This window comes from Pseudomonas sp. Marseille-Q7302, from assembly GCF_965111925.1.
Map to the genome: position 1 here is coordinate 3234518 of NZ_CBCOPK010000001.1, position 22670 is coordinate 3257187.

At 65.5% G+C, this 22670-nt stretch carries 25 protein-coding genes; 9 read left to right on the forward strand and 16 right to left on the reverse strand.

What is annotated here, in order from left to right:
* Position 1: 1 nt before the first annotated feature.
* The 5 genes from ACWPW1_RS15060 to ACWPW1_RS15080 are packed head-to-tail and all read left to right on the forward strand — an operon-like array spanning position 2 to position 5675.
* Positions 2-940 (forward strand): DUF58 domain-containing protein, encoded by a 939-nt coding sequence (locus tag ACWPW1_RS15060; RefSeq protein ID WP_271655455.1) that lies wholly within the window; start codon positions 2-4, stop codon positions 938-940.
* On the forward strand, positions 937-1431 hold the full coding sequence (locus tag ACWPW1_RS15065; RefSeq protein WP_271655456.1) for a DUF4381 domain-containing protein: 495 nt from the start codon (positions 937-939) through the stop codon (positions 1429-1431). The genes ACWPW1_RS15060 and ACWPW1_RS15065 overlap by 4 nt, the downstream gene beginning before the upstream one ends.
* A complete protein-coding gene (locus ACWPW1_RS15070) occupies positions 1424-2422 on the forward strand; it encodes a VWA domain-containing protein (protein ID WP_059315521.1) in 999 nt (332 codons plus the stop codon). The genes ACWPW1_RS15065 and ACWPW1_RS15070 overlap by 8 nt, the downstream gene beginning before the upstream one ends.
* Positions 2419-4095, forward strand: a complete 1677-nt coding sequence (locus ACWPW1_RS15075; protein WP_454253334.1) for a tetratricopeptide repeat protein — start codon at positions 2419-2421, stop codon at positions 4093-4095. The genes ACWPW1_RS15070 and ACWPW1_RS15075 overlap by 4 nt, the downstream gene beginning before the upstream one ends.
* A complete protein-coding gene (locus tag ACWPW1_RS15080; protein ID WP_454253335.1) occupies positions 4092-5675 on the forward strand; it encodes a BatD family protein in 1584 nt (527 codons plus the stop codon). The genes ACWPW1_RS15075 and ACWPW1_RS15080 overlap by 4 nt, the downstream gene beginning before the upstream one ends.
* Here the strand turns inward: ACWPW1_RS15080 and ACWPW1_RS15085 are convergent.
* The gene (locus tag ACWPW1_RS15085; RefSeq protein ID WP_454253336.1) at positions 5663-6328 is read right to left on the reverse strand and encodes a YceH family protein; all 666 of its coding nucleotides are present in this window, start codon (positions 6326-6328) and stop codon (positions 5663-5665) included. The two genes, ACWPW1_RS15080 and ACWPW1_RS15085, sit on opposite strands and share 13 nt — an antisense overlap.
* 40 nt (positions 6329-6368) lie before the next feature.
* The gene (yedA, locus tag ACWPW1_RS15090) at positions 6369-7274 is read right to left on the reverse strand and encodes a drug/metabolite exporter YedA (protein ID WP_454253337.1); all 906 of its coding nucleotides are present in this window, start codon (positions 7272-7274) and stop codon (positions 6369-6371) included.
* A gap of 150 nt (positions 7275-7424) precedes the next feature.
* Here yedA and ACWPW1_RS15095 point away from each other — a divergent pair, with 150 nt between their 5' ends.
* Complete coding sequence (locus ACWPW1_RS15095; RefSeq protein WP_454253338.1) at positions 7425-7862, forward strand: Lrp/AsnC family transcriptional regulator; 438 nt, start codon at positions 7425-7427, stop codon at positions 7860-7862.
* Positions 7863-7921: 59 nt separating this feature from the next.
* Here the strand turns inward: ACWPW1_RS15095 and ACWPW1_RS15100 are convergent, their stop codons facing one another.
* Positions 7922-8695: a DUF2076 domain-containing protein gene (locus tag ACWPW1_RS15100; RefSeq protein ID WP_059315527.1), complete on the reverse strand. Its 774-nt coding sequence runs from the start codon at positions 8693-8695 to the stop codon at positions 7922-7924.
* A 274-nt stretch (positions 8696-8969) separates the two neighbouring features.
* Between ACWPW1_RS15100 and ACWPW1_RS15105 the strand changes: the two genes are divergently transcribed.
* Complete coding sequence (locus tag ACWPW1_RS15105) at positions 8970-9536, forward strand: cysteine hydrolase family protein (RefSeq protein ID WP_454253339.1); 567 nt, start codon at positions 8970-8972, stop codon at positions 9534-9536.
* A gap of 30 nt (positions 9537-9566) precedes the next feature.
* Positions 9567-10211 carry a YciC family protein gene (locus ACWPW1_RS15110; protein WP_059315529.1) on the forward strand — a complete coding sequence of 215 codons (645 nt, stop codon included), beginning with the start codon at positions 9567-9569 and terminating at the stop codon, positions 10209-10211.
* Between the two features lie 9 nt (positions 10212-10220).
* Here the strand turns inward: ACWPW1_RS15110 and ACWPW1_RS15115 are convergent, their stop codons facing one another.
* Positions 10221-10760: a DUF2058 domain-containing protein gene (locus tag ACWPW1_RS15115; protein WP_059315530.1), complete on the reverse strand. Its 540-nt coding sequence runs from the start codon at positions 10758-10760 to the stop codon at positions 10221-10223.
* 170 nt (positions 10761-10930) lie between these two features.
* Here ACWPW1_RS15115 and ACWPW1_RS15120 point away from each other — a divergent pair, with 170 nt between their 5' ends.
* Positions 10931-11854 (forward strand): aspartyl/asparaginyl beta-hydroxylase domain-containing protein, encoded by a 924-nt coding sequence (locus ACWPW1_RS15120; RefSeq protein ID WP_059315531.1) that lies wholly within the window; start codon positions 10931-10933, stop codon positions 11852-11854.
* Between the two features lie 35 nt (positions 11855-11889).
* On the opposite strand, the gene ACWPW1_RS15125 is transcribed toward ACWPW1_RS15120, so the two are convergent.
* The 12 genes from ACWPW1_RS15125 to fleN form a co-directional block, all read right to left on the reverse strand.
* Complete coding sequence (locus ACWPW1_RS15125) at positions 11890-12306, reverse strand: DUF2802 domain-containing protein (RefSeq protein WP_059315532.1); 417 nt, start codon at positions 12304-12306, stop codon at positions 11890-11892.
* Positions 12306-12785, reverse strand: a complete 480-nt coding sequence (locus tag ACWPW1_RS15130) for a chemotaxis protein CheW (RefSeq protein WP_007160357.1) — start codon at positions 12783-12785, stop codon at positions 12306-12308. Before ACWPW1_RS15130 ends, ACWPW1_RS15125 begins: the two co-directional genes overlap by 1 nt.
* Before the next feature lie 73 nt (positions 12786-12858).
* Positions 12859-13779: a chemotaxis protein CheW gene (locus ACWPW1_RS15135; RefSeq protein WP_059315533.1), complete on the reverse strand. Its 921-nt coding sequence runs from the start codon at positions 13777-13779 to the stop codon at positions 12859-12861.
* Positions 13780-13836: 57 nt separating this feature from the next.
* The gene (locus ACWPW1_RS15140) at positions 13837-14625 is read right to left on the reverse strand and encodes a ParA family protein (protein WP_454253340.1); all 789 of its coding nucleotides are present in this window, start codon (positions 14623-14625) and stop codon (positions 13837-13839) included.
* A 35-nt stretch (positions 14626-14660) separates the two neighbouring features.
* A complete protein-coding gene (gene motD, locus ACWPW1_RS15145) occupies positions 14661-15521 on the reverse strand; it encodes a flagellar motor protein MotD (protein WP_059315535.1) in 861 nt (286 codons plus the stop codon).
* An 11-nt stretch (positions 15522-15532) separates the two neighbouring features.
* The gene (locus ACWPW1_RS15150) at positions 15533-16273 is read right to left on the reverse strand and encodes a flagellar motor protein (RefSeq protein WP_059316913.1); all 741 of its coding nucleotides are present in this window, start codon (positions 16271-16273) and stop codon (positions 15533-15535) included.
* A gap of 34 nt (positions 16274-16307) precedes the next feature.
* Positions 16308-17426 carry a protein-glutamate methylesterase/protein-glutamine glutaminase gene (locus ACWPW1_RS15155; RefSeq protein ID WP_454253341.1) on the reverse strand — a complete coding sequence of 373 codons (1119 nt, stop codon included), beginning with the start codon at positions 17424-17426 and terminating at the stop codon, positions 16308-16310.
* Between the two features lie 83 nt (positions 17427-17509).
* Positions 17510-19777, reverse strand: a complete 2268-nt coding sequence (locus ACWPW1_RS15160) for a chemotaxis protein CheA (protein ID WP_454253342.1) — start codon at positions 19775-19777, stop codon at positions 17510-17512.
* A 26-nt stretch (positions 19778-19803) separates the two neighbouring features.
* Positions 19804-20592 (reverse strand): protein phosphatase CheZ, encoded by a 789-nt coding sequence (locus ACWPW1_RS15165; protein WP_059315538.1) that lies wholly within the window; start codon positions 20590-20592, stop codon positions 19804-19806.
* 19 nt (positions 20593-20611) lie between these two features.
* Positions 20612-20986, reverse strand: coding sequence for a chemotaxis response regulator CheY (locus ACWPW1_RS15170; protein ID WP_169853335.1), 375 nt, complete (start codon positions 20984-20986; stop codon positions 20612-20614).
* A gap of 87 nt (positions 20987-21073) precedes the next feature.
* A complete protein-coding gene (fliA, locus tag ACWPW1_RS15175; protein WP_156428962.1) occupies positions 21074-21814 on the reverse strand; it encodes an RNA polymerase sigma factor FliA in 741 nt (246 codons plus the stop codon).
* Positions 21811-22641 carry a flagellar synthesis regulator FleN gene (gene fleN, locus ACWPW1_RS15180; RefSeq protein ID WP_059315540.1) on the reverse strand — a complete coding sequence of 277 codons (831 nt, stop codon included), beginning with the start codon at positions 22639-22641 and terminating at the stop codon, positions 21811-21813. Before fleN ends, fliA begins: the two co-directional genes overlap by 4 nt.
* Between the last annotated feature and the right edge of the window lie 29 nt (positions 22642-22670).

Sequence of the window (22670 nt, forward strand, 5' to 3'; positions counted from 1 at the left end):
GATGGCCGAGCGCGACGGCGTGACCCTGGGCCTGGCCGAGCTCATCGAGATGCGCCACCGGGTAGTCGAGGTGCAGCTGTTTTCCGCTGCCGGACGGCGCAGCCCGCTGATCGGCCTGCACCATTCGCGCCTGCGCGGTCGCGGCGTGGACTTCGACCAGGTACGGGCCTATCAGCCCGGTGACGACGTACGGGCCATCGACTGGCGCGTCACCGCCCGCACCCGCGAGCCCCACACCAAGCTGTTCCACGAAGAACGCGAGCGGCCGGTCTATCTGCTGCTGGAGCAGAGTCCGCGCACCTTCTTCGGCACCTGCCAGCAATTCAAGTCAGTGCTGGCCGGACGCCTGGCCGCGCTGATCGGCTGGGCGGTGCTGGAGCACAACGACCGCATCGGCGGCATGATCTTTGGTGGCGAGCGCCTGCACGAGGTGCGGCCGCGGCGCAGCAAGCAGAATCTGCTGCGCTTCTTCGATCACCTGGTCAATGCCAACCGGGCGCTGCGGGATCCGGCATTGGCTCAGGTGCCGCGTATCAGCTTCAACCAGGTATTGCGCCGCGCCCGCGAAGTGCTGCGTCCGGGCAGCCTGGCGCTGGTGATCTGCGACGAGCGCAGTCTGGACGTGGCCACCGAACAGCACCTCACGCTGCTCTCGCGGCACAGCGACCTGGTCCTGCTACCGCTTTCCGATCCGCTCGATCACGAATTGCCCCAGGCCGGCCTGTTGCGCTTCACCAGCGGCCAGGCCGAAGTGGAACTGGATACCGACCGCAGCGACGTGCGTCAGGGCTATGCCGAACAGGCTGCGCAACGCCGCGAGCGCTGGACGGAACTCAGCCTGCGCCTGGGCATTCCGCTGCTGCCGCTGTCCACGGCGGACGACCTGGTCGAGCAGTTGCGGCATCTCTTGCGGCAACATCGCCCAGGGTATGCCTCGTGAGCCCCGGCGCACCCAACCTGGAGCCGCTGCGGCTGCCCCCGGAACCCGTCTGGTGGCCGCCGGCGCCGGGCTGGTGGCTGCTGGCGCTGATCCTGGTGGCGCTGGCCTTCTTTCTCCGTCATCGCCGCGGCCGGCGACCGCTGACCCGCATCACCGTGGCGGAACCGACCACCGAAGAGGATCTGCGCACCACCGCGCTGGCCGAACTGGCCCAGCTACCCCGCCCCTACGGCGGCCCGGCCGGTCCCTGGCTGCAGGCGCTGAACGCCCTGCTCAAGCGGCTCAGCCGCGCCAGCTATCCGGATCAGCTCAGCCAGACCCTGAGCGGGCGGGACTGGCTGGCCTTTCTCGATTCCCGCTGCCCTGCCGCCGGCCTGACGCGCTACATGATCCTGGTCGACGGCGGCTATCGCCCGGACTGTCGGCTGGACGACCGCACCATCGACGGCCTGCAGGATGCCGTCGCCACCTGGATCCGCAAGCATGTTTGAATTCGCCTGGCCCTGGCTGTGGCTGCTGGCGCCCCTGCCCTGGCTGCTGCGCCTGCTGCTGCCGGCCGCCGACAGCGGCCAGGCAGCCCTGCGGGTCGACTTCCTCAGCGAACTCGAACACCTGGGCGGACGCACCAGTCGCGCCGGCGGCCTGGTCGGGGCCCGACGCCTGCTGCCCTATCTGCTGGGTTGGTTGCTGCTGCTGGCCGCCGCCGCCCGCCCGCAGTGGGTGGGGCCGCCCCAGCCATTGGACGTGAGCGGGCGCGACCTGCTGCTGGCGGTGGACGTCTCCGGCTCCATGGATACCCAGGACATGCAGCTGGGCGACGAAAGCGTCAGCCGCCTGACCCTGGTCAAGCAGCTGCTGGGGCGCTTCATCGACAGCCGCCAGGGTGATCGCGTCGGGCTGATCCTGTTCGGCTCCCAGGCCTATCTCCAGGCGCCCCTGACCGCCGATCGGCGTACCGTGCATGCCCTGCTGGAGGAAGCCCAGATTGGCCTGGCCGGGCGCAATACGGCGGTGGGTGACGCGGTGGGCCTGGCGGTCAAGCACCTGCGCAAGCGCCCGGACAACAGTCGGACCCTGATCCTGGTCACCGATGGTGCCAGCAATGGCGGCGTGGTGACACCCGAGGTCGCGGCGACCCTGGCCGCGAGTGAGCGGGTGCGCGTCTATACCTTGGGGATCGGCGCCGAACCGGATGCCCTGGGTGTCGGCGCAACGCCCAGCGATCTCGATGAACCCATGCTGCGGCATCTCGCCGACCTCACCAACGGCGCCTACTTCCGGGTGAGATCCAGCGCCGAACTGGCGGCCGTGTCGCGGCAACTCGACCGCCTCGAACCCATCCGTCAGCAACCCGACCAGGCCCGTCCCACTCGCGAGCTCTATGCCTGGCCCCTGGCCGCGGCGCTGCTGCTCGGCCTGACCCTAGCGCTCGGGCGCCTGCCGTGGCCCCGCCGCTGGCGGCGCGGAGGCAAGGCCACATGAGCGATTGGCTACCGCTGTTCCTGCGTCCCTACTGGCTGCTGGCCCTGCTGCCAGTCGCCCTGGTGATCTGGTCGTTGCGCCAGCGTCGCCATCGTCACGGTCGCTGGGAGGCGCTGCTGCCGCCAGCGCTGCATCCCTGGCTGCTCGCCGACAGCGAACGCCAGCGCTCCCCCCTCGGACTGATCCTGCTGGGCCTGGCGGGCTTGCTGGCCTGCCTGGCTCTGGCCGGCCCCAGCTGGCAGCAGGGCGAACCCCAGAACTTCCGGCGCAACGATCCCCTGGTGGTGGTCCTGGCCCTGACGCCGGACCTGCTCGCCACCGATGTCGTCCCCAACCGCCTGCTGGCCGTGCAGCGCAAGCTGCAGGACCTGCTCAAGGCGCGCCAGGACGGTGAGACCGCCATCGTCGTCTATGCCGGTAGCGCCCATACCCTGGTGCCCCTGACCGACGACCTGCCGACCATGGACAACCTGCTCAAGGCGCTGCGCCCCTCGATCATGCCGGTGCTCGGCCAGCGCGCCGATCTGGGGATCGCCAAGGCGCTGGAGCTGCTCGGTCCTGCGCCCAGTGCCAGCGCCCGGCTGCTGCTCATCACCAGCGAGCTGGACGACCGTGAGCGCCTGGGTATCGAACGCCAGCTGGAAGGCCGTCTGCGTCAACTGGCCATCCTTGGACCAGGTACGCCCCAGGGTGCCCCGGTGGCCGCCGAGACAGGCAATTATCTGAGCGATGCCGCAGGCGGCATCCGCATCGCGCGACTGGACGAGGGTCGCCTGCAAGGCATCGCCCGCGAACTGGGCGGACGCTATCAGCGTCTGCAGCGCGATGACGGCGATCTGCGCCGGCTCGGGCTGCTGGAGCGGCCCGATGATGTCCGCGCCAGCGCTGGCCAGGGGCCTTCCGACTGGCGCGACCAGGGTTACCTGCTGCTCCTGCCCCTGTTGGTACTGGTGGCCTGCGGCGCACGCCGCGGCTGGCTGCTGTGCCTGCCCTTCTGCCTGCTGTTGACGCCACCTCCGGTCCACGCGGGTAGCTGGGACGATCTCTGGCTGCGCCGTGACCAGCAGGGCTTGCAGCTGCTCAGCGACGACCAGGCCGGTGCGGCCGCCGAGCGGTTTACCGACGAGCGCTGGCGCGGTATGGCGCTCTACCGGGCCGGTGACTTCACTGGCGCCGCCGCGGCTTTCGCCCGGGATCCCTCGGCGGACGGCCACTACAATCGTGGTAATGCGCTGGCCATGGCCGGTCGCCTGGAAGAAGCCCTGCTCGCCTATCGTGCGGCATTGGTGCTGCGTCCGGATCTGACCGCGGCGCTGCGCAATCGCAACCGCCTCGAGCGTCTGCTTGCCCAGCGCGCCGCCGCGGCGCAGGCCGACGCCGCCGCACGTAGCCGCAAGGCCCAAGCTGCCAACCAGAGCAGCGCCCAAGCCGACGAACCTGCCAGCGCCAGCACCGCCACCCCGGACGCCACTGCTGCGGCCAACCCGCAGCAGCAGGCCCAGGCCGGTGCGGACTGGCTCGTCAGCCCGTCCGTGCCCGACAACTCCCTGGCGGAAGAACAGCACCAGGCCGCCGAACAGTGGCTGCGGGAAATCCCCGACAATCCGGCCGAGCTGCTGCGCCGCAAGTTCTGGTATCAGCAGCAACAACGCGAGGAGAACGCGCTGCAATGAAGTCCTATCCATTGCTGCTGCCCCTGGCGCTGCTCGCGCCACTCGTCCAGGCGGCGGATCTCAGCGCTCGCCTGGAACGCAGTCAGCTCAGCCAGAACGAGACCCTGGAGCTCATTCTCGAGACCACCGATCCCGCCCAGTTCGGCAAACCCGATCTCGCCCCGCTGGAGCAGGACTTCAAGGTGCTCGGGGTGCGCCAGAACAGCCTGCCGCCGGGCGAGCAGGTAACCACCCGCTGGAACGTGACCCTGCAACCCAAGGCCAGCGGCGCCCTCATCATTCCCGCACTCAGCCTGGGCGGTGCCCACAGTCAGCCGCTGACCGTCACCGTGGCGGCCCCCGCCACCAAGCGCCAGACGCGGGAGCCAGTCTATCTGGAAGCCGCGGTGGATCGCCCCAGGCTCTATGTGCAGGCGGAAACCATCCTGACCATCCGCCTCTACCACGCGGTAGCGCTCTACGACGACCATGTGCTCACCCCACCCAATCCCAGCGACGCGCGGGTCGACCTGCTGGGTACGCCAAACGTCTATGAGCGCGACGTCGATGGCGTCCGTCATGGCGTGATCGAATGGCGCTACGCCATCCATCCGCTGCAGAGCGGCACCCTGGTCCTGCCGCCCCAGACCTTCAGCGCCACCCTCGCCGGTGGCCTCGACGACAGCTCGCGCGCTGGCCAGCCGATCCAGCTGCGCACTCCGGCGCTGACCCTGGAGGTTCTGCCACAACCGGCCAGTTATCCGCCGCAGACCCCCTGGGTTCCGGCGCGCAGCCTGACCCTGACGCAGCAGTGGAATCCCGCCCCGGAAAATGCCCGGGAAGGCAGCGCCCTGACCCGTACCCTGCAGGTACGTGCCGAAGGCCTGGCACCGGGTCAGCTGCCGCCGCTGGTATTGCCCGAGATAGAAGGCGTGAAACGCTATGCCGAGCAGCCGCGGCTGTCCCTGCAAACCCAGGCGCGTGGCCTGGTCGGGCAACGCGAAGAACGCGTCGCCCTGATTCCCACCAGCAGCGGCGACAAGTTGCTGCCACCGGTGGAAGTGGTCTGGTGGAATACCGAAACCGATACCCTGGAGCGCGCTACCCTGCCCGCCCAGCCCCTGGTGGTGGCCGAAGATCCGACGCTGCAGCCAACCGCCACGCCGACGGTGGTCAAGGTCACCACGGGCGACCGCGGACTCTGGCGCTGGCAGCTGGCGACCGCCTTCTTCGCGCTCACCACGCTGCTTGGCTTCGGCCTCTGGTGGCGCGCCCGGCGCCAACCGGCGGTACTCCCGGCCGTGCCGGACGTGGACAGCCGCGTGCAGCGCGAAGAGCTGCGCCGCGCCTGCCAGAGCAATGATCCCCATGCGACGCGCCACGCCCTGGATGCCTGGGCCCGGCAACAACCGGAAACCCTGGCAGCCATGGGCGCCCGCTTCGAACCCCTGGCGGCCGCCCTCGACGACCTCAACGGCGCCCTGTACAGCGAAGCCGGTCAGCGCTGGCAGGGCGAGACCCTGTGGCAGGCGATCAACGCCCTGCCGCCGCTGACACCGGCGGCGGTACACGACACCCTGCCGCCGCTCTATCCGCGCTGAGCACTCTCTTCCAAGCGCGCCAGGCGCTCTTCGAGGGCGGCGATCCGGGCTTCCAGGACCTCCAGCCGGCCTTCGCGTCCGCCCACGGACGGACCGCCATCGGAGGTACTGCCGAGTTGCGCGACCTGGGCATCGCGTTCAGCCGCGTTGCCGAACAGATGCAGGTAGCGTTCTTCCCGCTGACCCGGCTGGCGCCCAAGCCCGGTGGCCAGGCCGCGAGCGATCAGCCGCTCCAGGTGATGGCGCACCTGCTCGGTATCGTCGAAGGCATGCATCCGGGTACTGCGCGCGAGCAATTCGCCCAGGGTCTGGGGACCGCGCAGGAACAGCAGCGCGCAGAGGACCCACTGCGGCGGCGGCAGCTCCAGTGCCTTGTCGAGGCGCTGTTCCCAGCGGTCCGCACGACTGCCCATGACCAGACGCGCCAGGCCACGCTCCTCCAACCGTCGCAGCCCCTGCCCCACTTCGCCTGGGGTGAGGTTCAGTACCGGTTCGCGACTGGTCTTCTGGTTGCAGGCCAGCACCAGCGCGTTGAGGGTCAGGGGATAGCTTTCCGGCGTGGTCAGCTGCTTTTCGATCAGACTGCCGAGGACACGGATCTCGGTGGCTTCGAGCGGCTCTTCGGCGAAGGCGGGGGTGACTGCTTGGCTCATGGAGAACTCCGCTTGGATGACGCGCCAGCCTAGCCTGCCGTCAGCGGCGTCGCCACTGCGGCAAGCCGATCAGCACCACCGCGCCCACGATGACCAGCATGGCCAGCATTTCCGCCGGACCGATCCGTTCACCGACGAACAGGGTACCCAGCAGCACCGCCACCACCGGATTCACATAGGCATAGCTGGTAGCCGCCGCCGGCCGTACCCGGCCCAGCAGGTAGAGATAAGCACTGAAGGCGATCAGGGAGCCGAACACCACCAGATAGCCTAGCGCCAACCAACCGCCCAGAGCTGGCCAATGCTGCAGCCGCTCGCCACTGAGGTAGCTGGCGCTGAGCAATACAGCGCCAGCTACCAACATTTCCACCGCACTGGCCATAGCCCCGCGTGGCAACGGCAGGTAGCGACTCCAGATCGAGCCGAAGGCCCAGGCCGCCGCGGCGAGCAGGATCACCGCTGCCCCGAGCGGCGTGGCGCTCATCGTATCGCCCAGATTGAGCAGCGCGATCCCTACCAGCCCCAAGGCGATACCGGCCCATTCCAGCAGGGTATTGCGCTGCCCCCAGAGCAGGCCGAACAACAGGGTGAACAGCGGGACCGTGGCGATCGACAAGGCCGCGATGCCGGAGGTCACACCCCAATGCTCGGCCAGGGTCACACCGCCATTGCCGATGCCCAGCAACAGAATGCCGATCACCGCGGCAGCCGCGGTCTCGCGCGCTGTCGGCCAGGGCGCTCCCCGCAGGCGCAGCCAGCCGAGCAGCAGACTCCCGGCGATGAGGAATCGCAGCCCTGCCATCAGCAGCGGTGGCCAATGGGCCACGCCGATACGGATCACCAGATAGGTGGAACCCCAGACCACATAGAGGGCGAAAAAGGCCGCTAACAGTGGCAGCCAACTGGGTAGGCGCGGCGCGATGCACGGCGAGGCGGAGGTGTCCATGCGCGAGAGGTTCCTGGTAGGTCAGGCTGACATTGTAGGAGCGAGTGCCAGGACGGCTAAGATACAGTCAGGAGAGAAAAGGCCTGATCAGGCTTTGATTCGGCAGACTTTAAGGACAACGACCTTCGATTCGAAGGCAGGTAATGGGACATGGACCATATCGATCGACGCCTCATCGACCTGCTGCTGGTGGAGGGCCGCGCCAGCTACGCCGAACTGGGCCGCCGCCTGGGTCTCTCCGCGCCGGCCATCGCCGAGCGCATCGCCAAGCTTGAGGACGCCGGCGTCATCACCGGCTATGGCGCCCGTATCGACCGCCGCGCCCTGGGCTACGGCACCGAATGCCTGATCTCGCTGCGCTTCTTCAGCACCAGCCAGGGGCCGTTGCTGAAGAAGCTGGAAGCCCTGCCCCAGCTCCTCGCCTGTCACCGGGTCACGGGCGAGGACTGCCTGATGCTGCGCGCCGCCGTGCGCGACATGGCCGAGCTGGAAGCCCTCATCGACACCCTTACCACATTCGGCATGAGCCGTACCGTGGTGGTGCTATCGACGCCCTTCGAGCGGCCGCTGCCGCTCATCTCCACCTAAAGCCGCGCACAAAAAAGCCCTGGAGCCTTGCGGCGCCAGGGCTGGCTGGGCGCGAAGAGCTAGATGAAAGAGTCGTCGTCGCCACCGTCGTCGAAGAAGCCACCACCGCTGGTATCGCCATAGTCGGCGGCATCCTGGAAGCCTCCGTTATCCTGATAGCCCCCGGCGTCCTGGAAACCGCCGCCATTGTCGTAGCTGGCGTTATCCGCCCAGCCACCCTGGGAGCCGGCGTCGGCCAGGCCCTGGTCGGTCGCTGGTGTCTCATTGATGACGTTGACGATCTCCTCGGGCTGCGAATGATGGAACAACCCCGAGATCGCCTGGGCGGCGAGCATCCCCCCGGCTACCCCGGCGGCAGTCTGCAAGGCGCCGCCCATGAAACCACCCATGCGCGACGGTGCGGCCTGAGGCGCACCATAGCCCGGTGCAGGCTGGGCGTAGCCCGGATTGGGCTGACCGTAGCCCTGACGCGGCGCCGCCGGACCGGGATCGTTCCAGCCGCGAGAAGGCGCCGCATTGGCAGGTGCCGGGCCACTGGCTGGCTGATTGCTGCTGCCGCCGAACAGGCTGGAGAGAAAGCCGCCACTGCCAGGGCGATTCTGCTGAACCTGGGCCATCTGGCTTTCCAGCTCCTTGACGCGCTGGTCCAGCCGCTTGATGGCGGCTTCCTGGATCAACATCGCCTGAGCCATGTAATAGGGCGCCGCGGGCTGGTCGCGCAGACGCTGCTGGATCAGCGCCTCGGCTTCCCGGTCGCGGGGCGCGGTTTGCGCTTCGGTGGTCTTGAGACGGTCGAACAGACCCTCGATCAGCTGGCTTTCTTCGCGTTGCATGATGACCCTCCCGCAGACGGTCTACTGACGGCGTTCCCCCGGGAACAGCCTGGATACTGAAAGGCGCAAGCGATGCGCTACTAGCCAGATAATGACGAAGGGTCGCCATTTCAAGATGGATCCGCACGGCGTTCAGCGTGGATTCAGCCAGATACCACACGTCATCCCTCCCTATCTGAAGAGACGTCTCGCCATCGAGTTCCGAACCGCTGCCCGCAACTGGACAATCGGCGGGTGCTACGGGAGTCTGGTCATTTTTCAAAGAGACTCGGTCATGACTCCACTGCTCATTTTGATCGACCAGCAACAGGGCATCCGCGCCCCGCACCTGGGGCCACGCAACCATCCCGATGCCGAGCGGCGGATAGCTGAACTGCTGGCGGCCTGGCGCCAGGCCCGGGCCCCGTTGTTACATGTCCGCCATCTGTCGCGCGATCCGCGCTCGGTGTTCTGGCCAGGGCAGCCCGGGGTGGAGTTCCAGCCGGCCCTGGCGCCGCTGCACGGCGAGCCGGTGTTCGACAAGCAGGTCCCTGACGCCTTCGCCAACAGTGGCCTGGAACGCTGGCTGCACCAGCGCGGTATCCACTCACTGCTGATCTGTGGCGTGGCCAGTGAGAATTCGGTGGAAGCCACGGCGCGCAGCGCCGGCAATCTGGATTTCACCACTTGGGTCGCCGAAGACGCCTGCTACACCTTCGCCAAGACCGACTTCTCCGGTCGGCCGCGCAGCGCCGAGGAGGTCCATGCGATGGCCATGGCCAATCTGCACCGCGAATACGCCACCGTCACCTCCAGCGCAGCCATGCTCGAACGTCTGCGGACGAACGGGTCGCCCTGCTAGACTGCCCTCCTGCCCGCCTGGAAGAGCTGCATGAACCCTGTCGATATCCTGCGCGACTCGCTGTCTTTCTTTGCCCGCAATCTGCGGCCCCTGGCCGTCCTCACCCTGCCCTGGCTGCTGCTCGAAGCCCTGCTGCGCTATCAGGTGCTGGAGCGGTTCGGCGTGACCAATGGGCTGTGGGACATGCTGGTCAGCCTGCTCTGCTATCCGCTGTACACCGCCGCCTTGCTGATCTTTCTGGAGGCACGTACGCAGGGCACCACACCGCGCCTGAGCGGTGCCTGGGGCGCGGCGCTGCTGCTCTGGCCACGCTTCGCCCTCCTCGCGGCCTTGACCTCGGGGCTGGTGATGCTGGGCTTTTCGCTGCTGATCGTGCCGGGCTTTCTGATCATGGCCAAGCTGGCCTTCGCCGAGAACCTGCTGGTGCTGGAGGGACGGGCGCCGCTGGATGCGCTGCGTGGCAGCCTGCGCCTGAGCCGTGGGCACTTCTTCACCCTGCTGGCATGCATCCTGGCCACGGTGCTGCCGGCCTGGCTGCTCGATGCCTGGATCACCCGGCATTTCGCCGAGGACGCAGCGCTGGAGATCGTACTGCAGACCCTTTCAGGCTTCCTGCAGCTGATCCCCAGCATCGCCGTCTATCGCATCTACATGCTGGTCAGGCAGGACGCCTGACCCGGCACTTCACCACATCAGGTCGTCCGGCACCTGGTAGGCGGCATAGGGATCGTCCGGATCCGGCTCGCCGCTCTGCACGTTGAGCAGTACCACCCGCTTGGGATCGCGCTCCTGGATACGTTCGGCGGTGGCGCGCGGCACCACCTCGTAGCGACCCTCGTAGCGCACGATGGCCAGACTGCCCTTGCTGAGCTTGTCTCTCATCATGACGTTGACCGACAGGCGCTTGACCTTCTTGTCGTCGACGAAGTTGTAGTAGTCCTCGGTGGTCAGCTTGGGCAGGCGGCTCGTTTCGATCAGCTGCTTGATCTGCGCCTGCTCGGCCTTGCGCCGCTTCTTGTCTTCCTGAGCACGATTGAGCTCCTGGTCCTTGGCCAGTTTTTCCGCCTGGGCCTGCTGGACGGCCAGCTCCTGGGAGCGGTCCTTTTCCGTCTGCCCGCGATGCTCCATGCGGCTCTGTTTCTGCTTCTGCTTGACGGCCTGCTTGGCCTGCTTTTCATTGACCAATCCGGCTTTCAGCAGCTGGTCGCGTAGGGACATGCTCATCGATACGACTCGTCTAGATCATCCAAGGGGGCACGGCTCGGGAGCGGCCGCGCGCCAGGGTGTCCATCCTGCGCAGCCGACGAAGCGAGTGCAAGCCTTTCCCGGGGGTGAAATAATGCAGTCATGACCTATCCGCCCCTGGTTCGGGCGCTGCCGATCAGAATTTGTCCATGATTACCTTCGCGATCGTCCTGCTCTTTGTCGCCAGCGTGCTCTTCGTCCACCTTCGCGGACGCGCTCGCCTGCCCTTCCTGCGCCAACTGGTCAACCACTCGGCGGTGTTCGCCCCCTACAACGCCCTGATGTACCTGTTCTCCAGCGTCCCGTCCAAGCCCTACCTCGATCGCAGCCGCTTTCCGGAGCTGGACGTACTCAAGGACAATTGGCAGGAGATTCGCGTCGAAGCCTTGCGGCTGTTCGACGAGGGCTACATTCGCGCCGCGGAAAAGGACAACGACGCCGGCTTCGGTTCCTTCTTCAAGAAGGGCTGGAAGCGCTTCTACCTGACCTGGTACGGCGAACCGCTGCCCTCCGCCCAGACCCTTTGCCCGCGCACCGTCGAACTGGTGCGGCAGATCCCCAACGTCAAGGGCGCCATGTTTGCCCTGCTACCAGGCGGCAGCCATCTGAATCCGCATCGCGATCCCTTCGGCGGCTCGCTGCGCTATCACCTGGGTCTGGCCACGCCCAACTCGGATGCCTGCCGCATCTATGTCGACGGCCAGCCCTATGCCTGGCGCGATGGCGAGGATGTGATGTTCGACGAAACCTATGTGCACTGGGTGAAGAACGAGACCGACCAGACCCGGGTCATCCTGTTCTGCGATGTGGAACGGCCATTGCGCAACCGTCTGCTGACGCGCATCAACCAGGCAGTCAGCCGCTTCCTGGGTAGTGCCACAGCGCCGCAGAACGTCGAAGGCGAACGCGTAGGCGGCATCAACCAGGCCTATGCCTTCAGCAAGAGATTCGGTGATCGTATCGGTGGCGGCGTGAAGAAATTCAAGCGGCGCCATCCCAAGGCCTATCGCATCGCCAAACCGGTGCTGGCCGTGCTGGTAGTGATCGCGCTCTACCACTGGATCGTCAGCTAAGGCGGCGATCCTGCGCAGGCGGCGTCAAAGGCAGATTAGCCGGAGCGCTGCTGGCGCTGCCGATGCAGCCGGGCTACCAGCTCGGCTTCGGCCTGGGAGAGGCCACAGGCCTGGGTGAGATCGTCGGCGCTGGCGCCCAATCCCACCAGGCGCGCAGCCTGGGAAAAGGACAGACTGGTAGGGTCGCTCTGCTCGATCTGGGTCAACCGATCAGGCAAGGGCGCCACCACCTTGGCCAGTCCCTGCACCTGCTCACCCATGCGCACCTGCCCGGCCTGGTAGGTTTCCAGGCGCTTGAGCAGAATCTGCATACGCTTGTCGACAAGGGCGTCCCGCTCAACCTGTTTCGCTACCTGCTGCTGCTGGCGTTGCCAGAGCAGCCAGCAGCAACCACCGAGGCCGGCACAGGCCAGCCCCAGCGCGACGCTGAGCAGGATCAGCCCGACGAGCATCAGATGCTTTCCAGCTCCGACCACTCTTCTTCGGTCATCAGCTTGTCGAGCTCGACCAGGATGAGCAGCTCGCCGTTCTTGTTGCACACGCCCTGGATGAACTTGGCGGATTCGTCATTGCCGACGTTCGGCGCGGTCTCGATCTCCGACTGCCGCAGGTAGACCACCTCGGCCACGCTGTCGACCAGGATACCGACGACCTGCTTGTCGGCCTCGATGATGACGATACGGGTGTTGTCGGTGACCTCGGTGGGCAGCAGTCCAAAGCGTTGACGGGTGTCGATCACCGTCACCACGTTGCCGCGCAGGTTGATGATACCCAGCACATAGCTCGGCGCACCCGGTACCGGAGCGATTTCGGTATAGCGCAGGACTTCCTGGACCTGCATCACGTTGATGCCGTAGGTCTCGTTATCCAGGCGGAAGGTAACCCATTGCAGGACCGGATCTTCGGAACCCTGTGCGGACGTTTTTTTCATGTTCCCTAGCCTCGTCAAATACCGCACGTGCGGCGAAGCGGGCGAACCCGCTGGTTAGTTGCGGCGGGCAGCCCTAGCGACGGCCACCCACCACCTGTTCAGCGAGCGCCGCCACATCCAGCAGCGCACACATCTGATCGATCACCGTACCGGCCAGCCAGGGCCGGGTAGCGCGCTGATTCCGCCATTTGACCTCGGCGGGATCCAGTCGTACCGAATGGCTGACGCCATGCACGGCCAGGCCCCAATCCAGACCTTGCAGCGATATCACGAATTTCAGGCCCTCACGGTAGTCGTCACGGTAACGTTCGGGCATCACCCAGCGCGCCGCATCGAGAACGCGCAGGTTACCTGCCTGGCAGGGTAGCAGGCCCAGGAACCAGTCTGGCTGACCGAACAGCGGCGTCAACTCTTCGTCGGCGAGTGGGTAGATGGAGCCCAAACAGACCAGAGGCGCAGCCAGGGTCAAACCGGCGACGTCGAACAACAGGCATTCGAAGGGTTCCTCGCCCCATTCGGGCCGGCCCTCCAGCGCTACGCCACCGGGCGGTGCGCCGCCGACCAGCAGTGATGGCGAAGGCACATTGCCTACGGCGATGCCTTCCACGATGGGACGCGGCGGCTCGGCGACCGGGGCCAGTTCAGGGACGCGCCAATCCAGCTCGATATCGGTGTCCGGCGCCGCCACGGGCAGGGTCACTGGCAACAGGACCTCCGCCGGGGAGCGCTCGGCCAGCGCAACGCCTGCGCGGCGCGCGGTCAACGGCACGACCCGGGGCTGTCGCGCGGCGTCGCGCTCGAGCTCTTCGCGCACGGCGGCGGCGAACTCGTCTTCGCTGACGCTGGCGATCGGCTCTGCGGGCACGACCACGGGCGCCACGGCAGGCGCGACTTCAGCGGTCGGCAGCTCCAGGAACGCATCCAGCAGCAGGGCATCGAGATAGCCCTGAAGGACACGCTGCGGACGATTGTCGAGGGACGTCGGTTGGCTCATGGCGATCTACGTGGGTGGGTTGTCCAGCCTATCGGCTGGAAGGATGGAAAACTTGAATCAGGCGACCTGGCTACTGGGCGCCCCTTCGAGCAGATGCCGTAGCAGCGCCCGGTAAGCGATGACACCGCGGCTGTTGAGCTCATAGCGCGACGGCACCTGCCCGGAGCGACTGGCATCGCGCAGCCGGGTATCGATGGGGATGAAGGCCTGCCACAACTGTGCAGGATAGGTATTGCGCAATACCTTCAACGTCCCGATGGAGGCCTGGGTACGGCGATCGAACAGAGTCGGCACTATGGTGTAGGGCAGCGCCTGCTTGCGCGAGCGGTTGATCATGGTCAGGGTGTTGACCATGCGCTCCAACCCCTTGAGTGCCAGGAATTCGGTCTGGGTGGGAATCACCAGATGCTGGCTGGCCGCCAGAGCGTTGACCATCAACACCCCAAGCAGCGGTGGGCTGTCGATCAGCACGTGGTCGAAGTCGTTCCACAGTTGCGCCAGGCTCTTGGAAATCACCAAGCCCAATCCGCTCTGCCCAGGCGACTGGCGTTCCAGGGTAGCCAGGGCGGTACTGGACGGCAGCATCGACAACTGCGGATGGCTGGTCGGCAGCAACAGACGCTTCGGCAGGCCTTCCGGGACCTGACCACCATGTTGGAACAGGTCGAACACGCTATGCTCGAGCCTGTCCGGATCCTGACCGAAATAGCTGGTCAGGGAACCATGGGGATCCAGGTCCACCAGCAAGACGCGCTTGCCTTCATCGCCTAGCAACCCGGCGAGGGCAACGGTGGTGGTGGTCTTGCCCACCCCACCCTTTTGATTGGCGACAGCCCAGACTCTCATGTGCAGACTTCCTCCCGACGACATGACCGACCGGGTCAAGGGGCCGGCACAGAGGCCGGCGACGAAGATTTGACAGGCGCCCCCTTGGGCGTCAGCTCTCCAGGCGATGCTGCAGATTGTGTGCCAGTCGACGAATTTTGCAAGGTGCTCTGTGGCCGGAACAAGTCTAGATTGCGCGAGATCAGCAGAACCACCCGCCGATTGCGGGCTCGGTTGACGTCACTGGTGTTGTCGACCACCGGCTGATAGGCGCCATAGCCCACCACGGCCAAGCGCTGCGGGGCGATGCCATTGCCAATCAGCAGCCGCACGATACTGGCGGCCCGGGCCGCTGATAGTTCCCAGTTGGTGGGATACAGCGCCGTGCTGATGGGACGGTCGTCCGTGTAGCCCTGTACCTGGATTGGATTTTTGAACGGCGCCAGAATCTTGGCCACCTTTTCCATGAGGCCAAAGGCGGGATTGCTCGGCAGAGAGTCACCGCTGGCAAAGAGCAGGTTGGAGCTGAGCTCGATTTCCAGCCACATCTCACTGGCCTTGATGTTCAGTTGGTCGCCGGCGATGAGATCGCCGAAGGTGGATCGCACACTGTCGGCGATCTGCTGCAGCGGATCGCTAGGCGTGCCCTTGGCGCTCTGGGCGGCGCTGGTGTCCATTACCGCAGGCGTCGTTCCCGCCGGACGCTGATCGCCAAGGGTGATAGGTTTGAGCGACCGCTCTGGCTGGCTGAAGATGCCTGACAGGCTGTCCGAGAGCACCTTGTACTTGCTCTCGTTCAACGAGGAAATGGAATACATGACCACGAAGAAGGCGAACAACAGGGTGATGAAGTCCGCGTAGGAGACCAGCCAGCGTTCGTGGTTCTCGTGCTCTTCGGGACGGCGGCGGCGAGGCATGCGGCGCTCTCCTAGTCCAGGAAACCTTGCAGCTTCATTTCGATGGACCGCGGATTCTCGCCTTCGCCGATGGACATCAGCCCTTCCAGCAGCATTTCCCGGTAGCGGGACTGCTGCTGGGCCAACGCCTTGAGCTTGTTGCCGATGGGCAATAGCAGCAGGTTGGCAAAGGCGACGCCATAGATGGTGGCGACGAAGGCCACCGCGATGCCGCTACCCAGCTGTGAGGGATCGGCGAGATTCTGCATGACGTGGATCAGGCCCATCACCGCACCGATGATGCCGACCGTGGGCGCATAGCCGCCCATGGCTTCATAGACCTTGGCGGCGGCGATGTCACGATCTTCCTGGCCGTAGAGGTCCACTTCCAGAATGCTGCGCAGGGTCTCGGGCTCAGTGCCGTCCACCAGCAGCTGCAGCCCCTTGGCGGCATAGGGATCGGCCTCGCGGGCGACCAGGGGCTCGAGACCCAACAGGCCTTCCTTGCGCGCCACGTTGCTCCAGTTGACCACCTTGCGAATGCCACCGGTGAGGTCCAGCGTTGGCGGCACGAACACCCACCCCAGCATGGTCAGGGCGCGGCGCAGCACCGGTAGCCGGGTCTGCAGCAGCACGGCACCGAGGGTCCCACCCACTACGATGAGCGCCGCCGGACCATTGGCCAGGGCGGCGAAGGAGCCGCCCTCCAGCAGATTGCCGCCCATGATGGCGGTGAATGCCAGCAGGATGCCGATAAGACTGAGGACGTCCACGCTCAATGCCCTTCTGGCGAATGAACGCCTGCCGTCACGAACAGGCCTCGGTCAGGTGCCTGCCGATGTCTTCCAGGCCGTAGATGGCGTCGGCCAAGTTGGCCTTGGCGATGGCCATCGGCATCCCATAGATGACGCAACTGGCTTCGTCCTGGGCCCACACCTGGCTACCGACCTGCTTGAGCATCCGCGCGCCTTCGCGACCGTCGGCGCCCATGCCGGTCAGGACCACCGCCAGCACCTTGTCGGCGTAGGCCTTGGCGGCGGAGCCGAAGGTCACATCGACACAAGGCTTGTAGTTGAGGCGTTCATCACCGGGCAGGATCTTCACCATGCCGCGGCCGTCCACCATCATCTGCTTGCCCCCGGGCGCCAGCAGCGCCAACCCCGGACGCAGCTGATCGCCGTCCTCGGCTTCCTTGACGCTGATACGGCAGAGCTTGTCCAGACGCTCGGCGAAGGCCTTGGTGAAGGCGGCGGGCATGTGCTGGATCAGCACCAGCGGCGCCGGGAAATTGGCTGGCAGTTGGGTCAGCACGCGCTGCAGGGCCACTGGGCCGCCGGTGGACGTACCGATGGCCACCAGGCGGTAGTGCTTGCGCTTGGGCGGCGGTGACGCCGGGGTACTGGGCGCGTGACTAGCCTGGGTCGCACTGGGCGCCGCCGGCCGGGTCACCGGCCGGGCACTTGCCGATGCAGCCGCCGGACTCGCGGACGCTGCCGGCGCGACACTGGGCGCCACCGCGAAGCGGCGATTGGAACGGGCGATATGGTGGATCTTCTCGCACAGCAGCTTCTGCACACTCGCCGGATTGCGCGAGATGTCCTCAAAATTCTTCGGCAAGTAGTCGACCGCGCCAGCATCCAGGGCATCCAGGGTGACCCGGGCGCCTTCATGGGTGAGCGAGGAGAACATCAGTACCGGAGTCGGGCACTTCTGCATGATATGGCGGACGGCAGTGATGCCGTCCATCATCGGCATCTCGTAATCCATGGTGATGACATCGGGCCGCAGTGCCAGGGCCTGATCGACCCCCTCACGCCCGTTGCTGGCCGTGCCCACCACCGAGATGTTGGGGTCGGCCGCCAGGATTTCCTTGAGCCGACGCCGGAAGAAGCCGGAATCGTCTACCACCAGTACTTTTACCGGCATACCTTGAAACTCCTAACCTGGGGCGGCTCAGGCCACCCGATGGCGCAGGGCACAGGACCCGACGCCGCTCGTACCTGGCCGACTCAGAGCCCGCGACGGGCGTAGCGCTTGAGCATGCTGGGTACATCGAGGATGAGCGCGATGCGGCCGTCGCCAGTGATGGTCGCCCCCGACATGCCGGGCGTGCCCTGCAGCATCTTGCCGAGTGGCTTGATGACCACCTCTTCCTGGCCCACCAGCTGATCGACCACGAAGCCGATACGCTGGGTGCCGACCGAGAGGATCACCACGTGCCCCTCGCCCTGCTCCACGTGGGCTGCACCAGGTACCAGCCAACGCTTGAGGTAGAAGAGCGGCAGTGCCTTGTCGCGCACCACCACCACTTCCTGGCCATCCACCACGTTGGTGCGGGACAGGTCGAGGTGGAAGATCTCGTTGACGTTGACCAGCGGGAAGGCGAAGGCCTGGTTGCCCAGCATCACCATCAGCGTCGGCATGATCGCCAGGGTCAGGGGTACCTTGATGACGATCTTGGAGCCCTGGCCCTTGGTCGAGAAGACGTTGAGGGTACCGTTGAGCTGGCTGATCTTGGTCTTGACCACGTCCATGCCCACGCCGCGGCCGGAGATGTCGGAGATCTCGGCCTTGGTGGAGAAACCCGGGGCAAAGATCAGGTTGAAGCACTCGGTCTCGGTCAGGCGATCGGCCGCGTCGCGGTCGAGCAGGCCCTTTTCCACCGCCTTGTTACGCAGCAGATCCGCGTCCATGCCCTTGCCGTCGTCGGAAATCGACAGCAGGATATGGTCGCCTTCCTGCTCGGCGGAAAGCACCACGCGTCCGGCGCGGGACTTGCCGTTGCCTTCACGCTCGGCCGGCCCCTCGATGCCATGGTCGACCGCATTGCGCACCAAGTGCACCAGCGGATCGGCCAGGGCCTCGACCAGGTTCTTGTCCAGGTCGGTTTCTTCACCGACCAGCTCCAGGTTGATCTCTTTCTTCAGGCTGCGCGCCAGATCGCGGACCAGGCGCGGGAAGCGGCCGAAGACTTTCTTGATCGGCTGCATTCGGGTCTTCATGACCGAGGTCTGCAGATCCGCGGTGACCACGTCGAGGTTGGACACGGCCTTGGCCATGGCCTCGTCGCCGCTGTTCAGGCCCAGGCGTACCAGGCGGTTACGCACCAGCACCAGTTCGCCGACCATGTTCATGATCTCGTCCAGCCGCGCGGTATCGACCCGCACGGTGGTCTCCGCCTCGCTGGTGGGACGCTCGCCTGCCGTGGCAGGTGCCGCCGGCTTAGGCGCAGCGACCTCGGCGGCCGGTTTCGGTGCCGGTGCTGGGGCCGGGGCCGGGGCCGGGGCCGGGGCCGGAACAGGCTGAGGCGCGGCGACCGGTGTCGGCGCAGCGGCAACCGGTGCAGCTACGGGCTCGGCGGGGCCACTGAACTTGCCCTTGCCATGGAGTTCATCGAGCAGGGATTCGAACTCGTCATCGGTGATCTCATCACCACTCGCCGCCGCCGGAGCAGCCGTGACGGGTGCCGATGCGGCCGGCGCAGGAGCCTCGTTCGCGACGAACTTGCCCTTGCCGTGCAGCTCGTCGAGCAGGGCTTCGAATTCGTCATCGGTGATCTCGTCGCCACCCGTGGCGGCTGGCGCAGGTGCCGTGGCAGCCACCGGAGCCGCCGCTGGCGCCTCGTTGAACTTGCCTTTGCCATGCAGCTGATCGAGCAAGGCCTCGAATTCGTCGTCGGTGATGTCCTCGCCACCGGCGGCACTGGCGGTTTCCGCAGTGGCCCCCTGGTCGGCACCCGGCTCGCTGCCCAGGGCATCGAGCAGGTTCTGGAAATCGGCATCGCTCAGTTCCGGCTCGGCAGCCGCCGCGGCAGTCGGAGCGGGCTCTGCGGCGGCGACCGGGGCAGCAGCCACGGGCGCAACCGGAACCGGCGCCGGCTCACTGCCGGCGGGTTCGGCCAGGCGGGCCAGGGCCGCCAGCAATTCAGGCGAGGCCGGGGTCGGCTCTTCGCGTTCACGGACCTGACCGAACATTTCGTTGACGGAATCCAGTGCCTGCAGCACCACATCCATCAGCTCGGCATCCACGCGGCGTTCGCCTTTGCGCAGGATGTCGAACACGTTTTCCGCGATATGGCAGCACTCGACCAGGGTATGGAGCTGCAGGAAACCGGCACCGCCCTTTACGGTATGGAAGCCACGGAAAATGGCATTCAGCAGATCCATGTCATCCGGGCGGCTTTCCAGCTCGACCAATTGTTCGGACAACTGTTCGAGAATCTCGCCGGCCTCTACCAGGAAATCCTGGAGGATTTCTTCATCGGCGTCGAAGCTCATTCCTGCACTCCCCAAGAGGGTCTGGGTCAAAAGCCCAGACTGGATAGAAGATCGTCGACGTCGACCTGAGCGGCCACGACGTCTTCACGCTTATCGGCATGAATCTGCGGACCTTCACCCTTCATCGTCTTTTCTTTTCGATTCTGTTCGATCAGCGCGGTGTGATCGTGACTGAAGCCGGTATAGCGATCGACCTGACTGGCCATCATCACCAGCTTGACGAGGTCTTTCTCGATCTGCCCGACGAGATTGACGACCCGCTTGATCACCTGACCGGTGAGATCCTGGTAGTCCTGCGCGAGGAGAATGTCGTTGAGCTTGGCCGACAGCTGTTCGGCACTGCTCTCGCTGTGGCTGAGGAAGGCGTCGACGCGCTTGGCCAGTTCGCGGAATTCGTCCGCGCCCATTTCCCGGCGCATGAATTTCTTCCAGTCGGCATGCACGGCACGGGCCTCGTCGCCGAAGTTGCCTACCAGCGGCGCGCTCTCCTCCACCAGATCCATGGTCCGGTTGGCGGCGTTCTCGGTCATCTTCACCACGTAGGAGAGACGATCGGTGGCATCGCTGATCTGGGAGACCTCTTCGCCGGCCATGCCGCGCGGATCGATCTCGAAGTTGACGATGGCATTGTGCAGCTCGCGGGTCAGCTTGCCGACTTCCTGGTAAAGACCCCGATCACGCAGTTGATTGAGCTCATTGATAACATGCACGGCCTGGGTGAAATCGCCGCTTTCCAGGCATTTCACCAGCTCTTGGGCGTGCTGTTTTAGATTCGACTCGAAGTCGCTGAAGCTGTTGGTGCCAAGCTGATCCATAACGTCCCCGCGGCTTTCTTCAGCCGTTCACCCGCTCGAAGATCTTGTCGATCTTTTCTTTCAGCACCTGGGCGGTGAAAGGCTTGACCACATAGCCATTCACGCCGGCCTGAGCGGCTTCGATGATCTGCTCACGCTTGGCCTCGGCGGTCACCATCAGCACCGGCAGGGTCTTCAGGCGCGCGTCGGCGCGGACCTGGCGCAGCAGGTCGATGCCGGTCATGCCAGGCATGTTCCAGTCGGTGACGAGAAAATCGAAGTTGCCGCTCTGCAGCATCGGCAGTGCGGTATTGCCGTCGTCTGCTTCGGCGGTATTGGTGAATCCCAGATCGCGCAGCAAATTCTTGATGATGCGTCTCATCGTGGAAAAATCGTCCACGATGAGGATTTTCATGTTCTTGTCCAAGTCGACCTCCGTCCTAATCCGCACACACGCCACAAGGCGCGTCTAAGCAATCGTAGTAGCCTGAGTACCAGCCGGTTAACGCGAACGCCATTCCGCCAGCCGCGCCCGCAGGCGTGCCGCGCATTGACTGTGAAGTTGGCAGACACGTGACTCGCTCACACCCAGCACCTCGCCGATTTCCTTGAGGTTGAGTTCCTCGTCGTAATACAGCGAGAGCACCAGACGTTCACGCTCCGGAAGATTGGCGATGGCCTCGGCCAGGGCCTTGCGGAAGCGCTCGTCTTCCAGACCGCGACCGGGCTCGAGTTCATGCGAACCGCTCTCCTCGAGCCCATGCTCACCACCCTCCATGAGGTCGTCGAAGCTGAACAGGCGACTCCCCATGGTGTCGCCAAGGATGCCGTAGTACTCATCCAGACTCAATTTAAGTTCGGCCGCGACTTCGGAATCTTTAGCGTCACGACCAGTGCGCGCTTCCACTGCCCGAATGGCGTCGGTGACCATGCGCGTGTTGCGGTGCACCGAGCGCGGCGCCCAGTCGCCCTTGCGGACCTCATCGAGCATGGCACCGCGGATGCGGATGCCAGCGTAGGTCTCGAAGCTGGCGCCCTTGCCGGCGTCGTATTTGCGCGAGGCCTCCAGCAGACCGATCATGCCGGCCTGCATCAGGTCTTCGACCTGTACGCTCGCCGGCAGGCGCGCCAGGAGATGGTAGGCGATGCGTTTCACCAACGGCGCGTAGCGGTTGATGAGCTGCTCCTGCTGGGTACGTTCCGAGGTTTTGCTGTACATGCGAAGCCCGCTGGATGCTGTCATGCGTGGGTACCGATGGCTGGTTGCACAAGGCGCTCGACAAAGAACTCGAGATGGCCGCGCGGATTGGCGGGCAGCGGCCAGCCATCGACTTTCTGAGCCACCGCACGAAAGGCCAGTGAGGCCTTGGCACGCGGAAAGGCTTCGTACACGGGGCGCTGTTTCTGTACCGCTTTGCGCACCGCTTCATCGAACGGAATGGCGCCCACGTATTGCAAGGCGACATCCAGGAATCTGTCGGTCACCTTGGTCAGCTTAGCAAAGAGATTGCGGCCTTCCTGGGGTGTCAGCGCCATATTCGCCAACACCCGGAAACGGGTGACGCCATGGTCGCGATTGAGCAGCTTGATCAGGGCGTAGGCATCGGTGATGGAGGTGGGCTCGTCGCACACCACGACCAGGACTTCCTGGGCGGCGCGGACGAAGCTGACCACCTGGTCGCCGATGCCGGCAGCGGTATCGACGATGAGCACGTCGAGGTTCTCGCTGATGTCGCTGAAGGCCTGGATCAGACCGGCATGCTGGGCCGGCGTCAGATTGACCATCGCCTGGGTGCCCGAGGCTGCCGGGACGATGCGGATGCCGCCCGGCCCGTGCAGCAGCACGTCGCGCAGCTCACATTCGCCGGAAATGACGTCGGCCAGGGTGCGCTTGGGCGACAGCCCGAGCAGAACGTCGATGTTGGCAAGGCCCAGGTCGGCGTCGAGCAGCATGACGCGCCGCCCGATATCGGCCAGGGCCAAGGCCAGGTTGACCGACACATTGGTCTTGCCGACACCGCCTTTACCGCCCGTGACCGCTATGACTTGGACGGGATGCATGCTACCCATTGCCTGATACCTTTGATTGAAATCCGTCA